This is a genomic window from Pseudomonas sp. NPDC087804 (assembly GCF_044742965.1).
In the GTDB taxonomy this organism is placed as follows: Bacteria; Pseudomonadota; Gammaproteobacteria; order Pseudomonadales; family Pseudomonadaceae; genus Aquipseudomonas; species Aquipseudomonas rustica.
The window spans coordinates 95,765-119,157 of the sequence record NZ_JBIUVN010000013.1 but is presented as its reverse complement, the minus strand read 5'-3'; the positions used below and the strand labels follow the sequence as shown (position 1 = coordinate 119,157).

The window sequence follows — 23,393 nt, the reverse complement described above, 5'->3', positions numbered from 1 at the left end:
TATAATCGCGGCCTTCAAACGCCCTGGCGCAGTTGTGCGCCCCGCGAACCCGGATCCTCGCCATGTTACGAATTACTGAACTCAAGCTGCCAATCGACCATCCCGAAGAAGACCTGCGCCCTGCCATCGTGCAGCGTCTGGGCATCGCCAGCGATGATTTGCTCGATTTCACCTTGTTCAAGCGCAGCTACGACGCGCGCAAAAAGTCCTCCGAACTGTGCTTCATCTACACCATCGACCTCGAAGTGCGCGACGAGGCCAACGTGTTGGGCAAGTTCGCCGACGACCGTAACGTCAACGTGGCGCCGGATGTCAGCTACAAATTCGTCGGCGAAGCGCCGAGCGACCTGAACCAGCGCCCGATCGTTGTCGGTTTCGGCCCGTGCGGCATCTTCGCCGGCCTGCTGCTGGCGCAAATGGGCTTCAAGCCGATCGTCCTCGAACGCGGCACCGAAGTCCGCCAGCGCACCAAAGACACCTGGGGCCTGTGGCGGAAAAGCGTACTCAACCCCGAGTCCAACGTGCAGTTCGGCGAAGGCGGCGCGGGCACGTTCTCCGACGGCAAGCTGTACAGCCAGATCAAGGATCCGAAGTTCCTTGGCCGCAAAGTCCTGCACGAGTTCGTCAAGGCCGGCGCGCCGGAAGAAATTCTCTACGTCAGCAAGCCGCACATCGGTACGTTCCGTCTGACCGGCATGGTTGAAAACATGCGCGAGCAGATCCGCGAACTGGGCGGCGAAGTGCGCTTCCAGGAACGCGTCACCGACGTGCTGATCGAAGACGGCCAACTGGTCGGCGTCGAACTGGCCAGCGGCGAAACCCTGCATTCGAAACACGTGGTTCTGGCCCTCGGCCACAGCGCCCGCGACACGTTCCGCATGCTCCACAGCCGTGGCGTGTTCATGGAAGCCAAACCGTTCTCGGTGGGTTTCCGTATCGAACACCCGCAATCGCTGATCGACCGTGCGCGTCTGGGCAAATACGCCGGCCACCCGAAACTCGGTGCCGCCGACTACAAACTGGTGCACCACGCCAAGAACGGCCGTTCGGTCTACAGCTTCTGCATGTGCCCGGGCGGCACCGTGGTCGCGGCGACCTCCGAGCCAAACCGCGTAGTCACCAACGGCATGAGCCAGTACTCGCGTAATGAACGCAATGCCAACTCCGGCATCGTCGTCGGCATCACCCCGGAAGTCGATTATCCGGGCGGCCCGCTGGCGGGGATCGAGTTGCAGGAACGCCTGGAATCCCACGCGTTCATCCTTGGCGGCAGCGATTACAAGGCGCCGGCGCAACTGGTTGGCGACTTCATCAACGACATTCCTTCGACCGAACTGGGCGAAGTCGAGCCGTCGTACAAACCGGGCGTGGCGCTGGGCGATCTGTCCCTGGCATTGCCGGAATTTGCGATTGAAGCGATTCGTGAAGCCTTGCCGGCGTTCGAGAAGCAGATTCGCGGTTACTCGCTGCACGATGCGGTGTTGACCGGGATCGAGACGCGTACCTCGTCGCCGCTGCGCATTACGCGTAACGAAACGCTGCAGAGCATGAACGTGAAAGGCTTGTTCCCGGCGGGTGAAGGCGCGGGGTATGCGGGCGGAATTCTGTCGGCGGGTGTGGACGGGATTCGCATCGCAGAAGCCGTGGCACGCGACATCCTCGGCCTGACTGACTGACACAAAACCTTGTAGGAGCAAGGCTTGCCCGCGAAGACGGATTAAGATTCAACATTGAGTTGACTGATCTGTCGCCTTCGCGGGCAAGCCTTGCTCCTACAGGGGCTGTGTCAGATATTGGCGCGAAGGACTGAAGTCGGCAGCGGCTCACCGCGCTCGGCACTCGCCGCCACGGCGTCGATCAAATCGGCCAACTCGTGACCCTGCATCTTCAGCCAATCCTGATCGTAATACGTGTCGGCATACCGCTCGCCGCCATCGCACAGAATCGCCACGATCGACCCCGACTCCCCCGCCGCTTTCATCTGCTGCGCCGCCATCAACGCGCCGATCAGATTGGTGCCGCTCGACCCACCAACATGCCGGCCCAGACGCTGCGCCAGATAATGCATGGCCGCCAGCGACAAGGCGTCCGGCACTTTGACCATCGCATCGATCACCTTGGGCAGGAACGACGCTTCCACCCGTGGCCGGCCAATGCCTTCAATCCGCGAGCCGCAATCCAGACGCAAAGTCGCGTCGCCAGTCTGGTAGTAATCGAAGAACACTGAACGCTCGGCATCGGCGCACAACACGCGGGTGCAATGCTGGCGATAGCGCACGTAACGGCCGAGGGTCGCGGTGGTGCCGCCGGTGCCGGGGCTGGAAATCAGCCAGCTCGGTTCCGGGTGCCTCTCGAAACGCATCTGCTGGAAGATCGATTCAGCGATGTTGTTGTTCGCGCGCCAGTCGGTTGCGCGCTCAGCGTAGGTGAACTGGTCGATGAAGTGACCATCGTGTTCACGGGCCAGACGCTCGGATTCGGCGTAAATCTGCGTCGGATCTTTTACCAGATGGCTTTTGCCGCCATAGAACTCGATCTGGGCGATTTTTTCTTTCGAGGTGGTCGCCGGCATCACCGCAATAAACGGCAAACCGAGCATCCGCGCGAAATACGCTTCGGAAATCGCCGTCGAACCGCTCGACGCCTCGATCACCGGCGCGCCGGGTTTCAGCCAGCCGTTACACAGCGCATAAAGGAACAACGAACGGGCCAGGCGATGTTTGAGGCTGCCGGTCGGATGACTGGATTCATCCTTGAAGTACAGCTCGATGCCCGGAAAACCCGGCAGCGGCAAGGGGATCAGATGGGTGTCGGCGCTGCGCTGGAAGTCCGCTTCGATGATGCGGATGGCTTCGCGGGCCCACTGTCGGTTGTCGCTCATGGTCTGTGTTCTCGTTGAATCGGGCAGGAGATTGGCCTCCTGAAAAGGTTCGTACGTCAGATTAGGATTAATCCTATATTCCGCACAGATACAGCTGAGTCTCAATATGTCAGGCAACTGCTAGGCTCACCGTGGCTTGAGCCAGAAAGCCTGTAACGACATATAACAAAAAAGAATATAACTTTTGTTTTAACAACTAACAGTACGGGTTAGGGTGTTCCACCTTTTTGACGATTCGATGGAGAGCGACCTTGCCTCTGCGTAGCACTTTCACGCGTTTCTTTCAGCTGGAAGCTGCCAGCGGTCTGTTATTGATCGCCGCGGCCATCCTGGCTCTGATTATCAACAACTCGCCACTGTCGTGGCTGTACACCGGCCTGCTCGACACCCCCGTGGTGGCGCAGATCGGTGCGTTGAAAATCGCTAAACCCCTGCTGCTGTGGATCAATGACGGTCTGATGGCGATGTTCTTCCTGCTCATCGGCCTGGAAGTAAAACGTGAAGTCCTCGACGGTCAGCTGTCGAAGCCGTCGCAAATCGTCCTGCCCGGCGCCGCAGCCATCGGCGGCATGCTGGTGCCGGCGCTGATCTACTGGTTCCTCAACCGCGACAACCCTGCGGCCCTCAGCGGCTGGGCGATCCCGACCGCCACCGACATCGCCTTCGCCCTCGGCGTACTGGCCCTGCTCGGCAAGCGTGTACCGGTATCGTTAAAGCTTTTCCTGATGACCTTGGCGATCATCGATGACCTCGGCGCCATCGTCATCATCGCGATCTTCTACTCCGGCGAACTGTCGACCCTGTCGCTGGGCCTCGCGGCCGCGTGCATTGCGTCGCTGGTGGCGATGAATCGACTCGGGGTGGTCAAGCTCGGGCCGTACATGATCATCGGGCTGATCCTCTGGGTCTGCGTGCTCAAAAGCGGTGTCCACGCGACGCTGGCCGGCGTGACCCTGGCCTTCTGCATCCCGCTGCGCACGAAAAACGCCGAGCCGTCGCCACTGCTGACCCTCGAACATGCGCTACATCCGTGGGTCGCCTACGGCATCCTGCCGCTGTTCGCTTTCGCCAACGCCGGCCTGTCGCTGAGCGGCGTCACCGTCGAAAGCTTCACCCACGACGTACCGATGGGCATTGCGGTCGGCCTGCTGCTCGGTAAAACCGTCGGCGTCTTCGGCCTCACCTGGCTGGCCGTCAAAGTCGGCATCGCCGCCCTGCCGCAAGGCGCCAACTGGGGCCAGGTCATGGGCGTGGCGATCCTCTGCGGGATCGGCTTCACCATGAGCCTGTTTGTTGGTTCGCTGGCCTTTGAACCCGGCGTGAGCGACTACGCCGGGATGGATCGAATGGGCATTCTGACCGGCTCGATTCTGGCGGCGCTGATTGGTTATGCGGTGACGGCGGCGGCGAGTCGCCGAAACACATTACCGAATCCTGCGTAGAACAACTGTGGCGAGGGGATTTATCCCCGATGGACTGCGCAGCAGTCCCATTCTTTTGGGGCCGCTACGCAGCCCATCGGGGATAAATCCCCTCGCCACAAGTCCCGCCATACTGATGCACAGCGACTAATCCCTACGTCTTTAGAGACGCGTCCTACAGCCACAATTTTCCCGCTTCGTTAACGTTGCGCAGGCCCTTGCGAGGGGCTGTCGATGGATGAACGAAAGGACGATCAGTGGCTGGTAACAAAGACATTCCCCGGGTTCCCAACCCACCGCAAGGCGACGGGCATCACGTTACCTACCGCTACATGACGGCCAGAGAATTGGCTGACCGCGACGCCAGACAAAATGCTTACGACGCCATGCTGGCCCGGCAAGAGGCTTTTGAGCGCGGTCGCGAAGTGACGGCGAAAAAGGACGATGTCGTTCGGGCCGGCTGCGTATTCGCCAAGTCCTGCAAATTGCCGGATGCGATCATCGACTACACCAATCCTTCGGGGATGGTACCGACTGACAGTTTGAAGGACTACGGTGAGCTGATTTTGCTGGGCGCGCGTGAGGCTGATGATAGCGGCGGCGTCCCGCTCAAGAAAATCGGTGCAACCGCCATTCCGGCCGGGTTTGGCAGTCTGGCGTTGGCGGGTTCGGTGTTTGAAGCCCTGCCCGCAGTGGTATCCAGTGCGGCCGTTGCGCCTTTGGTGGGTTTGGTCGCGCTGTTCATGCCATCGAGTCTTGACGACAGCGCGCTGTATACCGACGAGCAGTTGCGCGGACTTGAGCAGGCGCGAACTCGCGTTCGGTTGAGAATCGAACAACAAGCCGACGGCAGTCTGAAAGGTTACGGTTTCTACACCGGCAAGAATCGCGATTGGGAAATGGTTGATGTCGTGCAGTTCACCGCGCGCGGTAGCCAGTTTATTGCGGATCTGGGTGAAGGCGTCGAACTGATCTGGACGCCTGCTGTGGATGGCTCCGACATTCTCGGTATTCCGGCGCTGGAGGCTGCACCGCAAGCGCCGCATATCTGGGTGTATCCACCGACGAAAGCGGCGGACGGGATTCTGGTTAATCCGGTTTATCCGCCGGAGTACCGGGATTTCATTTTGGTTTTTCCCGCGGGCTCATTGGTTCAGCCGGTTTACATTGTTTTAAGCAAACTCCCAGACCATAAGTATTACGACGATCCAGACACGCTTCCCGCATTCCCTGACACGAAAAGGGTGAAGTCAAAAGCTTCAGTGCAAGGAGGAGGAAAGAAAAGAGCCCGCTGGCTTGATCGAAAGAACCGGATATATGAGTGGGACTCAAAAAGCGGTGCTGTCGAGATTTTTGACAAATTAGGAATACACCTGGGAGAGTTCGATCACGTAACCGGAAGGCAGACCAAAAAAGCAAAACCGGGCCGTACGACTCCAAAATGACTCAACAACGAGAGAAGTTATGCGCTACTTATCCATTACTGGATTCTTGCCTGACGAAGCACAAGACGATTCACTGCAGTTCGAGCTGCTAATAAAAGACTACGAGCTTAACCAAGCATTAGCACAGATCACAGAATCCAAATCCCTTGAAGATCTGGAACCAGGCGAACTGGAAATGAATGATGCTCAAATCAGGCAAGCCGCGAAGCTGTTGGAAACTGAGTTCCCCGAAGGCCTGGAATATTTCATTGGCACCCGAGCCGGGTCTTGACTTGAAGATGTAAGAAAGAAAAACCCCGACCAGTCACCTGATCGGGGTTTTCTTCAACGACTCGCTATCGCTTAGTGCGAAACGCGGCTCGTCCCGTCAACAGTCGAAATCCGTACCCGCTCGCCAACACGGAACACTTCGTTCTCCTGAACCTGCTGCACATAAGCACGCATGCTGCCGTCATCCTCACGCACGGTGATTTCCACGCCCTGAGTACGGGTCAAACCTTCTTCCGTGGCCGAACCAATCAAACCGCCCGCCACCGCACCGATGACTGCGGCAACGATGCTGCCCTTGCCGCCGCCGATGGCGCTGCCGCCGACGCCGCCGACTGCTGCACCGGCGAGGCCGCCGATCGGGGTTTTGGTGCCTTCGATTTTGACCGGGCGCAGGGATTCGATGGTGCCCATGCGAATCGTCTGCACGCGACGCGCTTCGTCACGGGAGTAGGAGTCACCGGTCAGGCTCGATTGGCAGCCGGTAAGCAACATCGCCATCGTGGAAAAGGAAGCAACCAGCAGAACAGACTTACGCATAGCATCAACTCCAAAAGAACATATATTCATTAAACTCCGCTGCTTGACGCCTGTCACGGCGCAGCCCGGACAAATTTGCTTTCATTCAGGCGAGGTACAGACGCCTGCACGTTTCCTTCTAGAGCCCTACAGTAGCGCCAAATTACGGATTCTGCGCCACCGCCCCCAAGGAATTTCATGGATTACTTCATCATAGTCGTCACAACTATCGCCGGGCTGTACTTCCACTGGTGGCTGTACGTACGGATCAAACGCTGGATGGATCGCGACCTGGCGCTGTCGCTGGCCGGCAAGGATGAAGGTAAACGCGCCTACATGCTCGAGCAACTGGCGAGCGCTCGGGCGCAGAAGATCAAGCGCCGCGATCTGCCGCAGTGGCTCAATGCCGCTGCGGCAAGCTATCTCGCTCGGTAGACTGCTTAAGGTGCCAGACGTTCAACAGACCATTGGCCGGTCTGCAGACGGTAGTTGAGGCGATCGTGCAGACGGCTCGGACGGCCCTGCCAGAATTCGATGCGCTCAGGCAGCAAGCGGTAACCGCCCCAGTGTTGCGGGCAATCTGGCTGGCTGTCGGAGAAACGTTGTTCAGTCGCTTTGAGCAAGTCTTCCAGTTCACCACGGCCGTTGATCACCCGGCTTTGCGGCGACGCCCAAGCACCGAGACGACTGCCCAGCGGACGCACCTGATAATACGCGTCGGACTCTTCAGGCGTGACCTTCACGACGCGCCCCTCGATGCGCACCTGGCGCTCTAGGGTTGGCCAGAAGAACGTCATGGCCGCATACGGATTCGCCGCCAGATGCTGGCCCTTGGCACTTTCGTAATTGGTGAAGAAGGTGAAGCCCTGCGCGTCCAGGCCCTTGAGCAGCAGAATGCGGCAATGCGGACGACCGTCCGCATCAACCGTGGCCAGGGTCATGGCGTTGGCTTCCACCGGTGCCTGCTCGGTTTTCACCGCGTCGGCGAACCACTGGTGGAACAGCGCAAACGGCTCGGCCGGGGCTTGCGCCTCGGACAAACCATCCCGGGTGTAATCACGACGCATATCTGCCAGAGCCTGGGTCATGGCGCATTCCTTTCGTTAGCGAATCACTTTTTGGTGGTATCGGTCGCCGCGACTTTCTTGTCGGTGGTCGACGCTTTGGCTGGCGTGGTTTTCTTCGCCGGTGCCTTGGCCGGGGCTTTTTTCGCAGGCGCTTTGGCAGCGGCTTTTTTCGCCGGGGCTTTTTTGGTGGCCGGTACAGCGGCTTTCTTCGCGGCCGGAGCCGGAGTTACCGGTTTGGCCACTGGCTTGACGTCTTGCGCCGCCACCATGGTGACGGGTTTCGGTGCTGGCATGTTGTACTTGCTCAGCAGGGCAACCATGGTGTTTTGCGGCGTCACCAGCATCTCGACGCGACGGTTCAGGGCGCGACCTTCAACGCTGTCGTTGGCCGCACGCGGTGCTTCGGAACCCATGCCGCGCAGCATCAGACGATCACGCTGCAAACCGCTGAGGCGGAAAATCGCCGCGATGGCTTGTGCACGTTCCTGGCTCAGCTTGACGTTGGCTGGCGCGGAACCGCTGGTGTCGCTGTGACCGAGTACCAGCACAGCGGTTTTCGGATCGGCTTCGAGGATTTTAGCCACGCGAGTGAACGGGCCGAGGGTGACCGGCAACAGCATGGCCGGGCGATCCGGGTTGAACGAACCTTCTACCGGTGCGGTAACGACCAAGACGTTTTCACGGCGCTCGAGTTGCAGGTTGCTGTCCTTGACCGCTTCGCGCAGGCGCGGCTCGTAATCGTCGAGCCAGGCCTGGGTCACTTTCGGATCTGGCATCGGCACGGCTTTAGGGGTTTGATCGTCCTTGGCGCCGAACGGCCACCACCACTTGGCGCCCGAATCGGCATCAGCCTTGGCCACGGCGACCGGTTTTTTCGCTTCAGGCGCGACTTCGGCCTTCATGTCAGCCTTGACGGCTTCGTCATCGGAACCGAACGGCCAGTACCAAGGGTTGCTGCTTTCAGACTTGGCAACCGGCGCGGTTGCGGCAGGTTTCAACGGGGCTGGAGCTGGCTCTTTGGCCGCGACTTTGTCGGAGGAACCGAACGGCCACCAAGTGCTGGTGCCTTCCGCATCGTTTTTTGGGGTCTGTGCGCAACCGGTGATCGCTACACACAGGGCCAGGGCGAGGGTCTTTTTAGATGACATTGAAAATCCACAAAATAAAGTAATGAAAAATCAGAGCACTTTCGCCCGGATAAACTGTCGCTTTGAATCGAAAAATTGCACGAGGTTCCGATGTAGAGACCTCGGGTGTTGCTTTATAGACAAGTGGCAAGCACCCGCGCGAGCTTCTGCGCGCGCGGATCCATCAAAACGTAAGGCCCAAGGGTATTTGTCACAAAACCAAACGCGACATCGTGCTCAGGGTCAGCAAAACCGATCGATCCGCCCGCGCCCGGATGGCCGAACGCCCGTGGGCCGAGGCCGTAGGTGGCGTTAGGCACATCGGGTTGGTCGAGCATGCAGCCCAGACCAAAACGGGTGCGGGTCAGCAGGGTTTTATCTTCGCCGAGGCTGTGTTCGCGGGTCAGCTCTTCGAGCATGTCGCTTTCCAGCAGGCTGCCGTCGAGCAACCCGGCATAGAAGCCGGCGAGGCTGCGCGCATTGCCGTGACCATTGGCTGCCGGTTGCTGCATGCGTCGCCATTCCGGTTTGTTGGTGCTGGTGAGCACCGACGGCGGATTGGTAAAGGCGCGGGTGCTCATGGCGGTCGGTTCACGCATGGTCACTTGCAGCAGACGTTGCGCGGCGGCATCGCCGGGATTGCCTTTGCCGCGCGCGATATGCGCCACGCGATGGAATTCTTCGTCAGCCAGGCCAACGTGGAAATCCAGCCCCAACGGCTTGGCCACGCGGGCGACAATCGATTCGCCCGGGCCGCGACCGTCGGCACGTCGCAGCAATTCGCCGATCAGCCAGCCATAAGTGATTGCCGCGTAACCGTGGCCAGTGCCCGGCGTCCACCATGGCGTTTCCGCCGCGAGGGCGTCGACCATGGTCTGCCAGTCGTACAGGGCTTCCGGCGCCAGCAATTCACGCAGCGCCGGCAGACTGGCCTGGTGGCAGAGCAATTGGCGCAGGGTGATGGATTCTTTGCCGGCGGCGGCAAATTCCGGCCAGTAGCGGGCGACCGGCACATCGAGTTGCAACTTGCCTTCGGCGACCAGTTGCAGCGCGGTGACGGCGGTGAAGGTTTTGGTGCAGGAGAACAGGTTGGCGATGGTGTCGCTGTGCCAGGCTTCGGCGCCGTCCTTGTCGACGGTACCTGACCAGAGGTCGAGGACGGTTTCTCCGCCGACCTGAATGCACAAGGCTGCGCCGCGTTCCTGGGGATCGTCGAACAGTGCAGCGAAAGCATCGCGCACCGCTTCGAATTGAAGTTCGTAATGTCCCTGAATCTGCACCCGCAACTCCCCCGCGAAAACGCTCTACAAAGTGGCCCGCATTGTTCCAGCCCTTGAGGGATTTGGGAACAGCTGCGGGCTAGACGGTTAAAAAGCCAAATCAAAAGATCGCAGCCTGCGGCAGCTCCTACATGGGATTGCGTTCCTTTGTAGGAGCTGCCGAAGGCTGCGATCTTTTAGCGTTTCAAACCTTAATGACCATTCCCCGAATGCCCACCCGCATGCCCGGCCCCCGCGCCTTTGCCGGCCTCGCCTTTGCGGCCACCTTCAGCTTCATGCACCGGCGCTTTCTGCGCCTGCTGACCCAACTGATCCATCGCCTGCAAATTGCTCTTGCGCACGGTTTCAACAAAGCCCTGATACGGCAGATCCGTCACGCCCACCAGACCAAAGTGGCCATTCTCGCCATCGAGCAGACGCCCGGTCACCGGTTGATCCAGATACTGGAACCAATGCACGCCGACGATCGACGGTTCACTCAGCGCCTGTTTGAGGAAATTGGCATATGCCGGCCCGCGATCTTCTTCCTTGCTCAGTTGCGTCACGCCGCCCCAGAACGGGCCGCGATCAGCCGAGCCAAAGTTGAATTCGGTAATTAGCACCGGTTTGTTCAAAGCTCCCAGCGCAGCGAAGTCATATCCATCCTGCGGCTTGAGCGTGTACATGTTGAAGCTCAGCACATCGCAATACTGCGCGCAGGACGCCACGGCTTCCGGGGTGCTGGTGGCGAAGCGACCGCCCAACAGCATCTGGTTGGGCGCGTGCCATTTCAGCGAATCGGAGATGGTCTTGAAGTAGGTGTCGGCGAAGACTTTCTGGAAATATTTGAAGTCGGCCTCGATTTCCGGGTGCTCGGGGTTCGGCAATGGCGGCACGAAACCCGGGTCTTCCATCAATTCCCACGCCGGCAGATCAATGCCCCACGCCTTCGACAAGCCCGCCTGATTGCGATACTTGTCGCGCAATTGCTTGAGAAACGCACGTTTGGCCGGCACGTCGGTGGTCATTTTCAACGTACCGTAGGCCAGCGCGTAACGGGATTTCGCATCGTCGCCCGGGCCGGCCCAGGCCAGTTCGTTGTCGGCGTAGTAGCCGATCAGCCATGGATCGTCGCGGTGATCGCGAGCAGCGATGGCCACGGCACGCTCGGTGGCCATGGCGAAACGCGGGTCGAACGGATCGGGCATGCCGCCCCACCAGTCGCTGCCGGTGCTGATGCTGGTGTAGTCGCCGACGATCGACAGCGGCAAGGTGTACGGCACGCGCTCGGCGTCACTCAGCGAATCGGCACTCCAGTTGCCGACCGTGTTGAAGCCCCAGGCTTGCAGGCGATCGAGCGTGTGGTTGGCCCACTGTTGCTCATCAATAGTTGCTTTGCACGGCGCGGCAGCCTTTTCAGTGGCCACTTGCACGGTTTCAGTCTTGGCCGCTTCGGCGACGCCTGACTTCGGCTCTGCCGGTACAGCGGCAGGTTCTGCGGCTTTGACGGCGGCGGTTTCAGTGGCTTCAGCCTTCGCCGCAGCAGCGACGCCGGATTTGCCTGCGCTGTCCGCTTTGCACGGTTCGCCGTACACACGCTGCAAGTTGGCGCCGTAGAAATCGTACCAGCGGCCGTTGCCGTAGCCTCGACCTTGATCAACACCATTGCCGCCACGGTTGTCGCCTTCACCAAAGTGGCTGGCCAACGGCTCATCCGGTTTCGGCAAGGATTCGAACATGAACTCGCGACCTGCCACGTACGTCTGGCTGACGTCGGGGCTGACGGTGTTGACGCCCAGGGAGTAGAACGGATGCCCCTCAGGCGTGACCAGATACCAACGACCGTCACGCTTTTCAGTACGGAAGAAGCCGCTGGCCTTGAACGCCGGGCCTTTGTTCCAGCCACCAAACTTGTCCAGCGAGGACTTCTCGCGCTCGGCCAGCCAGGTTTTCAGCTGTTGCTGTTCCTTGGCGGCGGCGGATTTCAGTTGTTCGTCGCTGGTGACTTTTTCTGGCCATTTGCTGCGGGTCGATTGCCCGTAAGCGTCGACCAGATTGCCGTACACCGCTTGGCTGACCGACTCGCCGTCCTGCACGCCGAAACGCTCAAGCAGCAAGCTCTGCGCGACTTTCGGCTGATCCATCGACAGGCTCACCGATACCACTTGGCTGCGATCAATCTCACCGCTGCTCGCGGCCAGCAAAATGCGCTGACCGTCGACGGTCATCGGCATCGGCGGCCCGGCTTTCATGCCTTGGCTCAGCGGCGTCGACGCCACCAGCGGCACCAGCAAGGTCTGCGCAGGGCCGGCCGGCAGGTCGACGCGGCTGACCAGTGTGCGGCCGTCATTGCTCTGGATTTGCACATAGACCGTCACGGCCCAGTTCATCGCGCTCTGCAGACGCAGGCTCATCATGCCCGACTGCGACCAGTCCCAGGCACCGGTCTGCGGGGTCAGACGCAGGGTCGGACGGGCCACCGGGTTGAACGTCACCCGGCGCAGCACTTCGCCTTCTGCGGTTTGCTCAGCGTTGGCTTGGGGCAGATCGGCGTTTTCGGTGGTGACTTTGACCACGTCCGCCGGGCGGACAAAGTTGAACAGGGTCTGCTGACCGGCAGGCGCTGCCAGCAGAGGGGCAGCGAAGATCAAGGCGAAAACGGCAGGCAGCGAACGGCGGATCATAAGAACGGAGTTCTCCCTAACGACCAATAATGGCCAATGGAAAAGCGATGGCAGAGAGATAGACAACACGGCGGGCAAAACTGCCCACCGATGTCTCAGGATATTTCACGACGGAATGGCGGCAACGCATTGAGGATCGCCTTGCCGTAGCGCTGAGTGACCAGGCGCCGATCCAGCAAAGTGATGGTGCCGCGGTCTTCTTCGGTACGTAGCAGACGACCGCAGGCCTGAACCAGTTTCAGCGAGGCGTCGGGCACCGAGATTTCCATGAACGGATTACCGCCACGGGCTTCGATCCATTCCGACAGCGCCGCTTCGACCGGATCGTCCGGCACCGAGAACGGAATCTTGGCGATCACCACGTGCTCGCAGTAAGCACCCGGCAAGTCGACGCCTTCGGCAAAACTGGCGAGACCGAACAACACGCTGGAATCACCGCCATCGACCCGCGCCTTGTGCTTGTTCAGGGTTTCCTGTTTCGACAGGTTGCCTTGAATGAACACTTGCTTGCGCCAGTCGCGGTCGAGGCCGTCGAACACGTCCTGCATCTGTTTGCGCGAGGAGAACAGCACCAGCGTGCCGCGCGATCCTTCGACCAGATCCGGCAGATCACGAATGATCGCGGCGGTGTGCGCGGGAGCATCGCGCGGATCGGCTTTCAGATCCGGCACCCGCAGCACGCCGGCATCAGCGTGATGGAACGGGCTCGGCACCACGGCGGTGACGGCTTTTTTCGGCAAACCGGCGCGCATGCGGAAGCGGTCAAAAGTGCCCAGCGCGGTCAGCGTTGCGGACGTAACGAGGCAACCGTAGGCGACGTTCCACAAGCTGCGGCGCAAAGTTTCGGCGGCCAGAATCGGGCTGGCGTTGACCTCGATGTCGAACAGCGAGCCGCTTTCGGCCAAGGTCAGCCAACGCGCCATAGGCGGGCTGTCTTCCGGGTCTTCGGCGGTGAAGGCCGTCCACAACTCCCAGTTGCCGGAGGCACGGGACAACAGACTGCCAAACAGCGGATACCACTCTTCCGCCTGATTGCTGGCGATGCCGATGTTGACCTCGCCGTCCATGCCTTCCTTGAGCAGGTCGGTCAGACGCGTAAACAGATCGTTCAAGCGCGAGAAACCTTTCTTCAGCTCGATGCCCATCTCGCGCATGTGCTCGGGAATCACCCCGGCGACGAACCGATGACGCGGGCGCTCACGGCCCTCGACGTCTTCGCCGGGTTTGAAATCGGCGACCTGTTCGCAGGCGCTGAACATGAACTGCTGCTGCGCCTTGATCTCCCGCGCCAGTTCCGGCACTTGCTCGATCAACTTGCCGAGATCACCCGGCAGCGGATGCTGGGCGAGCAGTTTGGTGAGGTTCTTGGCGGTGGTTTCCAGCCAGTCGGCGGTGGAACGCAGCCGCGTGTAGTGGGCGAAGTGGCCGATGGCCTTGTCCGGCAGGTGGTGACCTTCGTCGAACACGTAAATGGTGTCACGCGGATCGGGCAGTACCGCGCCGCCGCCCAATGCCAGGTCAGCCAACACCATGTCGTGGTTGGTGACGATCACGTCGACCTTGCCCATGCCTTCGCGGGCCTTGTAGAAGGCGCACTGGCCGAAGTTCGGGCAATGACGGTTGGTGCACTGACTGTGATCGGTGGTCAGACGCGCCCAATCGGCGTCTTCCAGCGCATTCGGCCAGCTGTCGCGGTCGCCGTCCCATTTATTGCCGGCGAGTTTCTCGATCATGCTGGTGAACAGCTTCTGACTGGCCTCGTCGACCTCAATCTTGAAGCCTTCTTCTTCGAACAGCTGGGCAGTGGCGGTTTGCGCGTGGCCTTCCTGCAAGAGCATGTCGAGCTTGGACAGGCACATGTAGCGGCCACGGCCCTTGGCCAGGGCGAAAGTGAAATTCAGCCCGCTGTTGCGCATCAGGTCGGGCAAATCCTTGTAGACGATCTGCTCTTGCAGCGCGACGGTCGCCGTGGCGATGACCAGACGCTTGCCGGCGGCTTTCGCCGTGGGGATCGCCGCCATGCTGTAGGCCACGGTCTTGCCGGTACCGGTGCCGGCTTCCACCGCAACAATTGCGGGGTCGCCACTGCGCCGGCCTTCGTCGTCGGTGTCGATATCCCCGAGGACTTTGGCGATTTCAGCGATCATCAGGCGCTGGCCATAACGCGGCTTGAGGCTCTTGGCTTCAAGAAAACGCGAGTAGGCGCCCTGGATCGTGGTTTTGAGTTCAGTGCTGATCATTGAGTGTCGGGCGCAAAAAACGCTGGATAAATTTTCAGTGGTTTGGATCGGCGGCTATCATACCCCGCGAATCGATCCTGCGCAGAACGGAGTAACCCAATGACACTTTTTAGCCTCGTCTACCCCCTGCATGTCCTGTCCGCCCTGGTGTGGGTCGGCGGCATGTTTTTCGCCTGGATGGTCTTGCGCCCTGCGGCCGTAAAGGCCCTCGACGGCCCCGCCCGGCTGACCTTGTGGGTGGAAGTGTTTCAAGGTTTTTTCCGCTGGGTATGGATCGCGGTGATCCTGTTGCCGATCAGCGGCGTGGGCATGTTGCATTTGCAGCAGGTCGGGTTTGAAACCGCGCCGAAATATGTGCAGGTGATGATCGGGTTGTACGTGGTGATGACGGCGCTGTTTATCCGCATCCAAGGGCTGATGCTGCCGGAATTGCGCACGGCGGTGGACGCCAAGGACTGGCCGACGGGTGCGGCGGTGTTGGGGCGGATTCGGCGGGTGGTGGGGATTAATTTGATTGTCGGGTTGGTGCTGGTGGCGATAGCGGCGGCGAGGCCGTGATCGTTCCCACGCTCTGCGTGGGAACGCCGCAAGGGACGCTCCGCGTCCAGTGACGCGGAGCGTCACGGGCTGTGTTCCCACGCAGAGCGTGGGAACAATCAGCCATGGATAGCGTGAGTCACCTCTGGGGTGAGGGTCTGCTTTTACAGGCGCTGAACAGTCACAGCCCCCGCCGCACCCACTGGCCCAGGCTGTCCATCCGCCCCGGCCTTGCCGTTCTTGCCGCCATCGGCGCGATACACCAGGCAACCCTTGGACTTGCCGCCCTTGCCTGCCTTGCCGCCGACACCCGCCGGGCCACCGTTGCCACCGGTCACATTGACCTTGATCAGTTCAGCCGGAAATTCACGCGGCACTTCCAGTCGCACCAGCGCACCCGGTGCACCCGGCTGGCCGTCAGCGCCGTCACTGCCATCAAAACCGTGGCCGGCCGAACCATAAGTGCAGCCCGGGTCTTCACCGTTGCCGCCATCCAGACCGACAAAACCCGGCGCCCCTGTACCGCCACGGGCATCAACCAACAGTTGCGGCGCGTTCAACGCTTTGAATTGCAGATTCAGATTGCGCCCCGCGCGCGCGGCTTTTTCGTAAGTACCGGGAGCACCGCGTGCGGTGATCTGGCTGCCTTCGCTGAGTTCAGCGCGCGCCACTTTCATCTCCAGCGCTTGTTCCGCCGGGACGATGGCGATGCGTGCTTCATGACCCAGACGCAATTCGCCCACGGTCAGTTCGGTCACATTCGATGGAATCAGCAACGTGCCGTAATCGGCCACGTCAAGACGTTCAAGTTGCAAGGTGCTGGTAGTGTTGGGCAGGCGCATCAGCGAGTTGGTTTCAACCGTCACCACTTGGGCGCAGGCCAAAGGGCTGATGAATGCAGCGAGCAGGCAAAGTTTACGCATGGGAAGAAGCCTCCGGAGCGGCCGGGGCCGGGATGGTTTGCAGGTGGAATACGCCGAACAACAGGATGCGGCCACGGTCACGCCAAGGGTGCGGACGCCCCTTGAGGCTGCGATTGCACAGCAGCACTTCGAGCACGTGGATCAGCAACAACAGACCGCCAGCCAGATTGACCAGCAGATGCAGCGGATGAACGAATGGCACCAGTTGATTCGCCAGCACCACGCAGCAGAACAGCAGGGTCAACAACCGCCCCAGCCCCCAGAACACTTTCATACGCTCCCCCGTGTTGCGAATTATTCTTTGGACGCACAGTAACGGCTTCTGCGGGGGATAAGCCAGAGGGGAAAAGAAAAAATCCAGACAAGTCGCCAAATGGCCGCCGGGTCTTCGATGATCGAAGACCGGCGGCTCTAGCCTGCGCCCTACAGACGCGTCCTAACGATTGATGTGCAATTCCACGCGACGGTTTTTCGCGCGGCCCTCATCGGTTGCGTTGTCAGCCACCGGTTCACTCTCGCCACGCCCTTCACTGGTGAGTTTGTTCGGCGACAGACCCTGACTCAGCAAATACGAAGCGACACTGCTGGCGCGACGTTCCGACAGCGCCTGGTTGTAAGCGTCCGAACCTTTGCTGTCGGTATGACCGATGACCTTGATGCTCACCACGTCGGCATTACGCAGTTTGTCCATCAGCGTATCGAGTTGGGCTTTGGCCGAAGGCGTCAGGTCAGACTTGTCAAAATCGAACAAGACATCGCCGGCATCGCTGAGGGTGATGACTTCCGTTTGCGGCACAGGCTCCGGTGTTTTTTCGGTGACCGGATATTGCGGCAACGGGCAGCCACGGTGATCGACCGGGGTATTGGCCGGCGTATCGGGGCAACGGTCGCGGCGGTCGAACACGCCATCGTCGTCTTCATCGCCATCCTGGGCGTAACAGATCAGTCCGCCGGCAAGAATCCCCAGCGCTGCGCCGCCACCGGCCCAGCCGCCACTTTCAATGGCGCCAAGACCGCCACCGACCAAGCCGCCAAGAAGGCTGCAGACCGGCCACGTACGTTGATTGAGGGGTGCAGTGCCATCGCTGTGCGTGGCGCAACCGGTGAGCAAACTGCCTAGCAGCAGAACCGGCAAGACGGACCTTGAGAAAACACTCATTTGAAAGCTCCTGTGTCACCGGCCCATACCGGTTACACAGGAGTAAAGACCCGCATCCGCGACTGCACAAGCCGCGGATGCGAGGGGGCTAGCGTTGGATTTTGATTTCGGTGCGACGGTTTTGTGCGCGACCGTCTGCCGTTTTGTTGTCAGCGACCGGCTGGCTTTCACCCAGACCCGACACCGAAACGAAGCTGGCACGAGGCACACCCTGCTGGATCAGGTACTCCACCACCGAGTGCGCACGGCGATCCGACAGTTTTTTGTTGTAGGCATCGCTGCCCACGCTGTCGGTGTGACCAGTGACGGTCAGTTGTGCAGTCGAGGATTCCTGTTTCAGGCGCGTCGCGACTTTATCGAGCACCTGTTTGTCAGGGCTGGTCAGCGTGGCTTTGTCGAACTGGAAGTGCACATCACGAATAACGATGGTTTCTTCTTTGACCACTACCGCTTCTTCAACCACGGGGGCTGGAGCCGGTGGTGGGCAGCCGTCAGCATCGACCTGCACGCCTTTTGGAGTGCCCGGGCACTTGTCGCGGCTGTCCGGCACACCATCGCCGTCTTCGTCGCCATCACCATGTACCCAGCAATACGCCGCTGCCGTACCGCCTACGATCAGCGCGCCGTAGCCCGCCCACGCCGAACTTTCCGTCGCGCCAAGACCGGCCCCGACGACACCACCGACCGCCGCACAGGTCGGCCAGTCGGTTTTCTGCAAACCTGCGCAACCCGTCAACACACTGGTTAGCAGAATCAAAGGTAATGCTGTCCGCACTATGCTCATCTGGTTTTCTCCTGAGGGATCGGCTTGAAACCGATTCAGGGAGTAAAGACCGGAGTTTTAATCTCCGCCAGCAATAGGCCACTGCTGTTTGCGACCGTGTTCACAGGACTTCGCCGCAATTGCCGCAAAGTCGCGGGACAGGGCTCTTTGCGGGCGTGATCAGGCAGGCTAGTCTTGGCGGTCTGATTGAGGAGCTTCGATGAACGTCGCCATTTCTTCCCGCACGCCGCAACAGGCGTTGGCCGCTTTGCTGGATCGCTACGCGCCGGCGCGTTTGCTGTTGCTCGGCGCCAGCGAATTCCCGGCCCTGACTGCTTTCAAGGAGGCGCACCCGGATTCCGTTGTCGCCCACGCCGCCCCCGGTGCGTTGCCCGCCGAACTGGCTGCGCAGCGTTTTGATCTGGCGCTGGTGGTCGATTGCCTGGAACATTTGCCCAAGCGCGATGGCCTGAATCTGTTGGGCGGGATTCGAAATTTAAATGCCAGCCGCATCGCGGTACTGGCAGATCTGTCGGCTTGCGGCTGGCAGGAAACCGATTTCTATTCGCTGGCCCTGCAAGCCAGCGAACGTTTTCAGCGCGAAGATCAAGTGTTGACCCTGTTCACTTACGATCTGCTTGACTACAAACAAGTCCCCGACTGGCTCAACGCGCGGTTCTGGGCCAATCCGGAAAATTTCGGGAAATACTGGTGGTAATGCAATGAGTACAGCCATTTGCCCGTGCGGCAGCGGCAACCTGCTGGATGCCTGCTGCGGCCATTATCACGACGGCCTGCCGGCGCCCTGTGCCGAAGCCTTGATGCGTTCGCGCTACAGCGCTTATGTGCTGGGCCTGATCGACTATCTGGTGGCGACCACCCTGCCCGCTCAGCAAGCGGGTCTGGATCGGCAGTCGATCAGCAACTGGAGCGCGCAGAGCACCTGGCTCGGCCTGGAAGTCGAGAGCTCGGAAGTCTTTGGTGGGCAGCCGGAACACGCCTTCGTCACCTTCACTGCGCGCTGGCACGACGATCAGGGTGAGCACAGCCATCGCGAGCGTTCCTCGTTTGTGCAGAACGCCGGGCGCTGGTATTTCATCGACCCGACAGTGCAATTGAAACTGGGGCGCAATGACAGTTGCCCATGCGCCAGCGGGCAAAAGTTCGAGAAATGCTGCTACAACTACCTACAAGGAAATTGAATCAGTAGGTAGCACGATGTCCAAGGTTTTCTCGTACATCAGATTTAGTAGCGCGAAGCAGTCAGCGGGAGACAGTGAAGCCCGCCAGATGAGAGCCACGAAGGAGTTCGCTGTAGAGCGCGAGCTTCAACTCGCAGACCCAACTGAATACCTGTTCTTCGACCGTGGTCGTTCCGCCTACAAGGGTAAGCATCTAGACGACACAGGCGAGTTGGCGCGATTCCTCGCCTTCGTAGACGACGGCACGATTCCGCCCGGTAGCTTCTTGGTGGTTGAATCGCTGGATCGTCTGTCACGTGAAAAGGTGGGGGAAGCCCTACCCCGCTTCCTTACTCTGCTCGCCAAGGGAATCAACGTCTACACCAGCATAGACAAACGCTTATACACCCGAGACTACAACGAACTTGACCTGTTCATTTCGATAATCAGCATGTCGCGGGCGCACGAAGAAAGCGCCACGAAAGGAAGCCGGGTTTCATCTGCGTGGCGGAAGAAACAGGCTGATGCCCGTGCTACCAAGAAGCCCCTTGGAAAACTCAGGCCGCTTTGGCTAGATGTCACTCCGGCTGGTTACGTTCTCAACACTGACCACGCTCAAGTGGTGCGACGGATCTTCGATCTCTCAACGCAAGGGCACGGATCACGCAATATTGCAGCCACGCTGAATCAGGAAGGCATACCGGCGTTCTCTGCGGGCCGAAAGAACTTCTCCGGCCTCTGGGGATTCAGCACCGTTCGCCATATTTTGGATTCCCGCACCACGTTAGGCGAGTATCAGCCCCACATCTTCATCGACGGCGTCAGGACGCCAGATGGCGAACCCATCAAGGGCTTTTTCCCGCCTGTAGTGGATGAAGAAACCTTCTACCGGGCACAGGCTGCACGAGGCTCCCGGCGACTACACAAGATCACCAAACAGACGACCAACTTCAACGTAATGGCGGGCATCTTCTTTTGCTTCGACTGCGGGGCTGCCATGCACCTGCAAAGCCAGAGAGGCCACAAGTATTACAAGTGCAGCCACAGCATCCGGGGAATGTGCAGCGCGGGAGTTGTCAGCGCCACACGAACAGAAACAGTGTTCCGGGAAATCCTCGCGAAGCTGGATTCGCTGAGCCTCGTTCAAGGTAGTTCAGGGGCCATACGCAAGAAGCTGGACGTTGCGGAGGGTCGTAGTGAAGAACTACGGGCCAAGTTTGCAGCCGCTGAGGATGCACATAACGAATATCCCAGCAGGACAACGGCGAAACTGCTGCACGAGCTGGAAAGCCAGCTCGCAGCCGTGGGCGTAGAGAAAGACACACTTCGTCAGCAAATGGCGGTTGACCGAGTGGTGAGCAAATCCGATTTCTTCGAGAAGTTAGACGTAACATCATTCGAAGGACGAGCAGCAGCGAACAACCTGACTAAACGGCTAGGCACGAAAATATTTGTTCGCAAGAACGGACGCTGCAATGAAATGTATCTGATCAGCGTCACCGCTGCTGATGGATCAGAGCCGTCGGTCATTGGGGCTATCACCCACAGGAACAGCAAAATACGGATCGAAAGTGCATCGGAAACGTTTGATGACCTGCAAAAGCTGCACGGCGATTCGCCGAAATGGAAGCGCACAACTAATAAGCACTGGATGAGAGAAATCAAAGTCCCTGCCCTACCAGAACTGAAACGTCAGCTCCGCTGAAAGCAAGAATTCTTGTGATAGCGTTCGCGCCCTTAAAAACTTCGCGAACGTTTTCTATATGCGAAAAAACAGTGATAAACGGTCTGGCTCAACAAGCTCGCGGGTTACACGGGAATTCCGTGTTTCTTACACAATTTACGCATAGGTTTATCCACAGGCAGTACGTTGCAATCCGCCCCTGAAACGCATTATCTTGTAGCACGGCACGAAAAAGGCCCTACATGTAGGGTTTTGTCGTAGATGGAAGACCGTAATAGGTCTGTAGAAGGGAAATGCTTGCGAGTGGTCACGCGAAGTTTGGCGACAGAACGTGATCCACCCGCACCACCCCCGATACACACGTTTCAAAAAACGCATGAATCTGGGCAGGCGGTCATTAAGCCAACAGCGTGACCGTCACGTCAACAACACTTTGTGTGTACGTTGTCACGCCCAGAGGATTGCACCACAGCAATCTCTCTAAAGGCTCCATTTCTCATGGCTAGACGTCCCCGTCACCGCTCGTCGTCTCAACGCACCAAAAGCGTTTTCGTCCACGATTACCCCCGCTGGCGTTTTGGGCGGTGGGAGCACGTGAGGCAGCATTTCCGTAGCCCGCCTTTCCAGTATGTCCTCGACCTGTAATTGATGAAGATGAATCACCAACTTGAATCAGGTTGGTGATTCCCTATCGCACGAAACAAGGAGCAAAAGATGACTACAGAACACGTCAATTGCAGTAAGTGCGGGTCTACCCTCTCCATCCGCAGCATCAAGCTTCGAGTGAGAGATAAGGACGAATTGTACTGCCCTGTGTGTGGCGACCAACTCAGAAGCTGGAACGAAGCGAAGATGTGGGTAGCGGAGGTAATTAAGCGGGCGGACAATCATTTACCGAAGCAATCCAACGATATTCCCAGTTCCTGGCCTAATGAGTGACGTGATAGCACGGTGCCCAACGAGACTGTAAGCTCAGTCGATCACACATGCGTATAGAGAGTTGTCATGAAAGCAGGGATAGCAGCAGCGCTTGCACTGTTGGGAATGTTTGGCTGTTGTCAGGCGATGGCGGGCGACGGAAACCAACTACTCAGCACTTGCCAAGTGGTTATCAAGTTCATCGATGGCGACAAGAACGTAGACCCTTTCGATGTCGGCTACTGCACCGGGATCGTTGAAGGCGTCGAGGGAGCGTTATTCATTCTGAACGACTCACTTCCGGCCAGAATGCAAACATGCTATCCAACCGCAGGAATCAACAACGGCCAGAAGGCGAGAATCGTTGTGAAATTCCTATTAGAGAATCCCAACAAACTCCAAATGCCTGCTGCGGGCTTGGCAATGCTCGCATACAAAGCGGCATACCCCTGCAAGTGACCCACCGTCAGTAGAGCCGAAGGGACGATATTGGCCAATCCCATTTTTCGCCGAAAATTTCGACCACTCAGACAAATGCTCTGGCTACACGACCGGATTTTTAGCAAACCGGCAGCGCGGCTAAGCAAGAGGAAACCGGGGCCATCGAAGCCCCGAGCTTTCCCAAAATAACCTACTCAGTTGTTAAAGAGCGGTGTTGCATTGCTGGCCCTGTACGGCGCCAAACGTGCATACGTCATCTACTGCACTCCCAAGGTGCTACACCCACTGATACCACGCTGTATCAGGCGTTAGTGCGGTTCCAGTGGCGTTTAACTGTCGCAATCCCTATACCCAGCTCAGCAGCCACCTCTGCCTGTGACTTGTTGTTGCCCTTCCAGAAGAGAACCCTCTTCGTGGTGTCCATCGCCTCAGGCCGACCCAGCTTTTTACCCTCAGCTTTTGCACGCTTCAAACCCTGCTGAGTACGCTCGATCAGCAAGTCACGTTCAAACTCCGCTACAGCGCTCAGCACCTGCATGGTCATCTTGCCCGCTGGGGACGTTAGGTCTACCCCACCCAACGCCAGACAGTGAACACGGATACCGTTCTCAGCCAAGGTCTCGACGGTCTGGCGCACATCCATCGCATTACGTCCCAGACGATCAAGCTTGGTGACGATCAACACGTCCCCACTCTCCATACGATCCAGTAGCTTCTGGAAGCCGGGGCGTTCCTTGGCGGCGACACTGCCCGATATGGTTTCCTCGATCACCCGGCTCGCCTGTACATCGAAACCAGCAGCCTTGACCTCTTGGGTCTGGTTCTCGGTGAACTGGCCTGAGGTCGAGACTCGGGCATACAGGAACGTACGGGACAT

The 23,393-nt window shown here is 59.2% G+C and carries 22 protein-coding genes; 10 read left to right on the top strand and 12 right to left on the bottom strand.

What is annotated here, in order from left to right:
- Positions 1-62 precede the first annotated feature (62 nt).
- The gene (locus tag ACIOMO_RS17565; protein WP_212545285.1) at positions 63-1,676 is read left to right on the top strand and encodes an NAD(P)/FAD-dependent oxidoreductase; all 1,614 of its coding nucleotides are present in this window, start codon (positions 63-65) and stop codon (positions 1,674-1,676) included.
- A 110-nt stretch (positions 1,677-1,786) separates the two neighbouring features.
- On the opposite strand, the gene ACIOMO_RS17560 is transcribed toward ACIOMO_RS17565, so the two are convergent.
- The gene (locus ACIOMO_RS17560) at positions 1,787-2,881 is read right to left on the bottom strand and encodes a PLP-dependent cysteine synthase family protein (RefSeq protein WP_401242410.1); all 1,095 of its coding nucleotides are present in this window, start codon (positions 2,879-2,881) and stop codon (positions 1,787-1,789) included.
- Positions 2,882-3,132: 251 nt separating this feature from the next.
- Between ACIOMO_RS17560 and nhaA the strand changes: the two genes are divergently transcribed.
- The 3 genes from nhaA (at position 3,133) to ACIOMO_RS17545 (ending at position 6,018) form a co-directional block, all read left to right on the top strand.
- The gene (gene nhaA / locus ACIOMO_RS17555; RefSeq protein WP_053117820.1) at positions 3,133-4,323 is read left to right on the top strand and encodes a Na+/H+ antiporter NhaA; all 1,191 of its coding nucleotides are present in this window, start codon (positions 3,133-3,135) and stop codon (positions 4,321-4,323) included.
- Between the two features lie 236 nt (positions 4,324-4,559).
- Positions 4,560-5,747, top strand: a complete 1,188-nt coding sequence (locus ACIOMO_RS17550) for an S-type pyocin domain-containing protein (RefSeq protein ID WP_401242407.1) — start codon at positions 4,560-4,562, stop codon at positions 5,745-5,747.
- A gap of 19 nt (positions 5,748-5,766) precedes the next feature.
- On the top strand, positions 5,767-6,018 hold the full coding sequence (locus ACIOMO_RS17545) for a pyocin S6 family toxin immunity protein (RefSeq protein WP_401242404.1): 252 nt from the start codon (positions 5,767-5,769) through the stop codon (positions 6,016-6,018).
- Between the two features lie 71 nt (positions 6,019-6,089).
- On the opposite strand, the gene ACIOMO_RS17540 is transcribed toward ACIOMO_RS17545, so the two are convergent.
- Complete coding sequence (locus tag ACIOMO_RS17540) at positions 6,090-6,554, bottom strand: glycine zipper 2TM domain-containing protein (RefSeq protein ID WP_401242402.1); 465 nt, start codon at positions 6,552-6,554, stop codon at positions 6,090-6,092.
- Between the two features lie 177 nt (positions 6,555-6,731).
- Between ACIOMO_RS17540 and ACIOMO_RS17535 the strand changes: the two genes are divergently transcribed.
- A complete protein-coding gene (locus tag ACIOMO_RS17535) occupies positions 6,732-6,968 on the top strand; it encodes a hypothetical protein (RefSeq protein WP_401242399.1) in 237 nt (78 codons plus the stop codon).
- A 5-nt stretch (positions 6,969-6,973) separates the two neighbouring features.
- Here the strand turns inward: ACIOMO_RS17535 and pdxH are convergent, their stop codons facing one another.
- From pdxH to dinG, 5 genes are all read right to left on the bottom strand, one after another.
- Positions 6,974-7,621, bottom strand: coding sequence for a pyridoxamine 5'-phosphate oxidase (gene pdxH, locus ACIOMO_RS17530; protein WP_053117812.1), 648 nt, complete (start codon positions 7,619-7,621; stop codon positions 6,974-6,976).
- Positions 7,622-7,644: 23 nt separating this feature from the next.
- Positions 7,645-8,748: an OmpA family protein gene (locus ACIOMO_RS17525; protein ID WP_212550626.1), complete on the bottom strand. Its 1,104-nt coding sequence runs from the start codon at positions 8,746-8,748 to the stop codon at positions 7,645-7,647.
- Positions 8,749-8,861: 113 nt separating this feature from the next.
- Positions 8,862-10,007: a serine hydrolase domain-containing protein gene (locus ACIOMO_RS17520; RefSeq protein WP_401242395.1), complete on the bottom strand. Its 1,146-nt coding sequence runs from the start codon at positions 10,005-10,007 to the stop codon at positions 8,862-8,864.
- A 191-nt stretch (positions 10,008-10,198) separates the two neighbouring features.
- The gene (locus ACIOMO_RS17515; RefSeq protein ID WP_401242392.1) at positions 10,199-12,670 is read right to left on the bottom strand and encodes a beta-galactosidase; all 2,472 of its coding nucleotides are present in this window, start codon (positions 12,668-12,670) and stop codon (positions 10,199-10,201) included.
- A gap of 95 nt (positions 12,671-12,765) precedes the next feature.
- The gene (gene dinG, locus ACIOMO_RS17510) at positions 12,766-14,910 is read right to left on the bottom strand and encodes an ATP-dependent DNA helicase DinG (RefSeq protein ID WP_008085357.1); all 2,145 of its coding nucleotides are present in this window, start codon (positions 14,908-14,910) and stop codon (positions 12,766-12,768) included.
- 99 nt (positions 14,911-15,009) lie between these two features.
- Between dinG and ACIOMO_RS17505 the strand changes: the two genes are divergently transcribed.
- Entirely contained in the window at positions 15,010-15,468 is a 459-nt protein-coding gene (locus ACIOMO_RS17505) for a CopD family protein (RefSeq protein ID WP_401242389.1), read from the top strand.
- 143 nt (positions 15,469-15,611) lie between these two features.
- On the opposite strand, the gene ACIOMO_RS17500 is transcribed toward ACIOMO_RS17505, so the two are convergent.
- The 4 genes from ACIOMO_RS17500 to ACIOMO_RS17485 form a co-directional block, all read right to left on the bottom strand.
- Positions 15,612-16,370, bottom strand: a complete 759-nt coding sequence (locus ACIOMO_RS17500) for a collagen-like protein (protein ID WP_282354794.1) — start codon at positions 16,368-16,370, stop codon at positions 15,612-15,614.
- Positions 16,363-16,644: a DUF1145 domain-containing protein gene (locus ACIOMO_RS17495; protein ID WP_053117797.1), complete on the bottom strand. Its 282-nt coding sequence runs from the start codon at positions 16,642-16,644 to the stop codon at positions 16,363-16,365. Before ACIOMO_RS17495 ends, ACIOMO_RS17500 begins: the two co-directional genes overlap by 8 nt.
- Before the next feature lie 162 nt (positions 16,645-16,806).
- Positions 16,807-17,529: an OmpA family protein gene (locus ACIOMO_RS17490; RefSeq protein ID WP_053117796.1), complete on the bottom strand. Its 723-nt coding sequence runs from the start codon at positions 17,527-17,529 to the stop codon at positions 16,807-16,809.
- 88 nt (positions 17,530-17,617) lie between these two features.
- Positions 17,618-18,313 carry an OmpA family protein gene (locus tag ACIOMO_RS17485; protein ID WP_053117794.1) on the bottom strand — a complete coding sequence of 232 codons (696 nt, stop codon included), beginning with the start codon at positions 18,311-18,313 and terminating at the stop codon, positions 17,618-17,620.
- 199 nt (positions 18,314-18,512) lie between these two features.
- On the opposite strand from ACIOMO_RS17485, the gene ACIOMO_RS17480 reads away from it, so the two are divergent.
- The 4 genes from ACIOMO_RS17480 to ACIOMO_RS17465 all read left to right on the top strand — a co-directional run bounded on the left by ACIOMO_RS17480 (position 18,513) and on the right by ACIOMO_RS17465 (position 22,534).
- Positions 18,513-19,010 (top strand): DUF6231 family protein, encoded by a 498-nt coding sequence (locus tag ACIOMO_RS17480; protein ID WP_401242384.1) that lies wholly within the window; start codon positions 18,513-18,515, stop codon positions 19,008-19,010.
- Between the two features lie 4 nt (positions 19,011-19,014).
- Complete coding sequence (locus ACIOMO_RS17475; protein ID WP_401242381.1) at positions 19,015-19,494, top strand: YchJ family protein; 480 nt, start codon at positions 19,015-19,017, stop codon at positions 19,492-19,494.
- A 16-nt stretch (positions 19,495-19,510) separates the two neighbouring features.
- A complete protein-coding gene (locus ACIOMO_RS17470) occupies positions 19,511-21,178 on the top strand; it encodes a recombinase family protein (protein ID WP_401242378.1) in 1,668 nt (555 codons plus the stop codon).
- 984 nt (positions 21,179-22,162) lie between these two features.
- Positions 22,163-22,534 carry a Rap1a/Tai family immunity protein gene (locus ACIOMO_RS17465; protein WP_401242375.1) on the top strand — a complete coding sequence of 124 codons (372 nt, stop codon included), beginning with the start codon at positions 22,163-22,165 and terminating at the stop codon, positions 22,532-22,534.
- Positions 22,535-22,817: 283 nt separating this feature from the next.
- Here the strand turns inward: ACIOMO_RS17465 and ACIOMO_RS17460 are convergent, their stop codons facing one another.
- Positions 22,818-23,393: a recombinase family protein gene (locus ACIOMO_RS17460; protein WP_401242372.1), complete on the bottom strand. Its 576-nt coding sequence runs from the start codon at positions 23,391-23,393 to the stop codon at positions 22,818-22,820.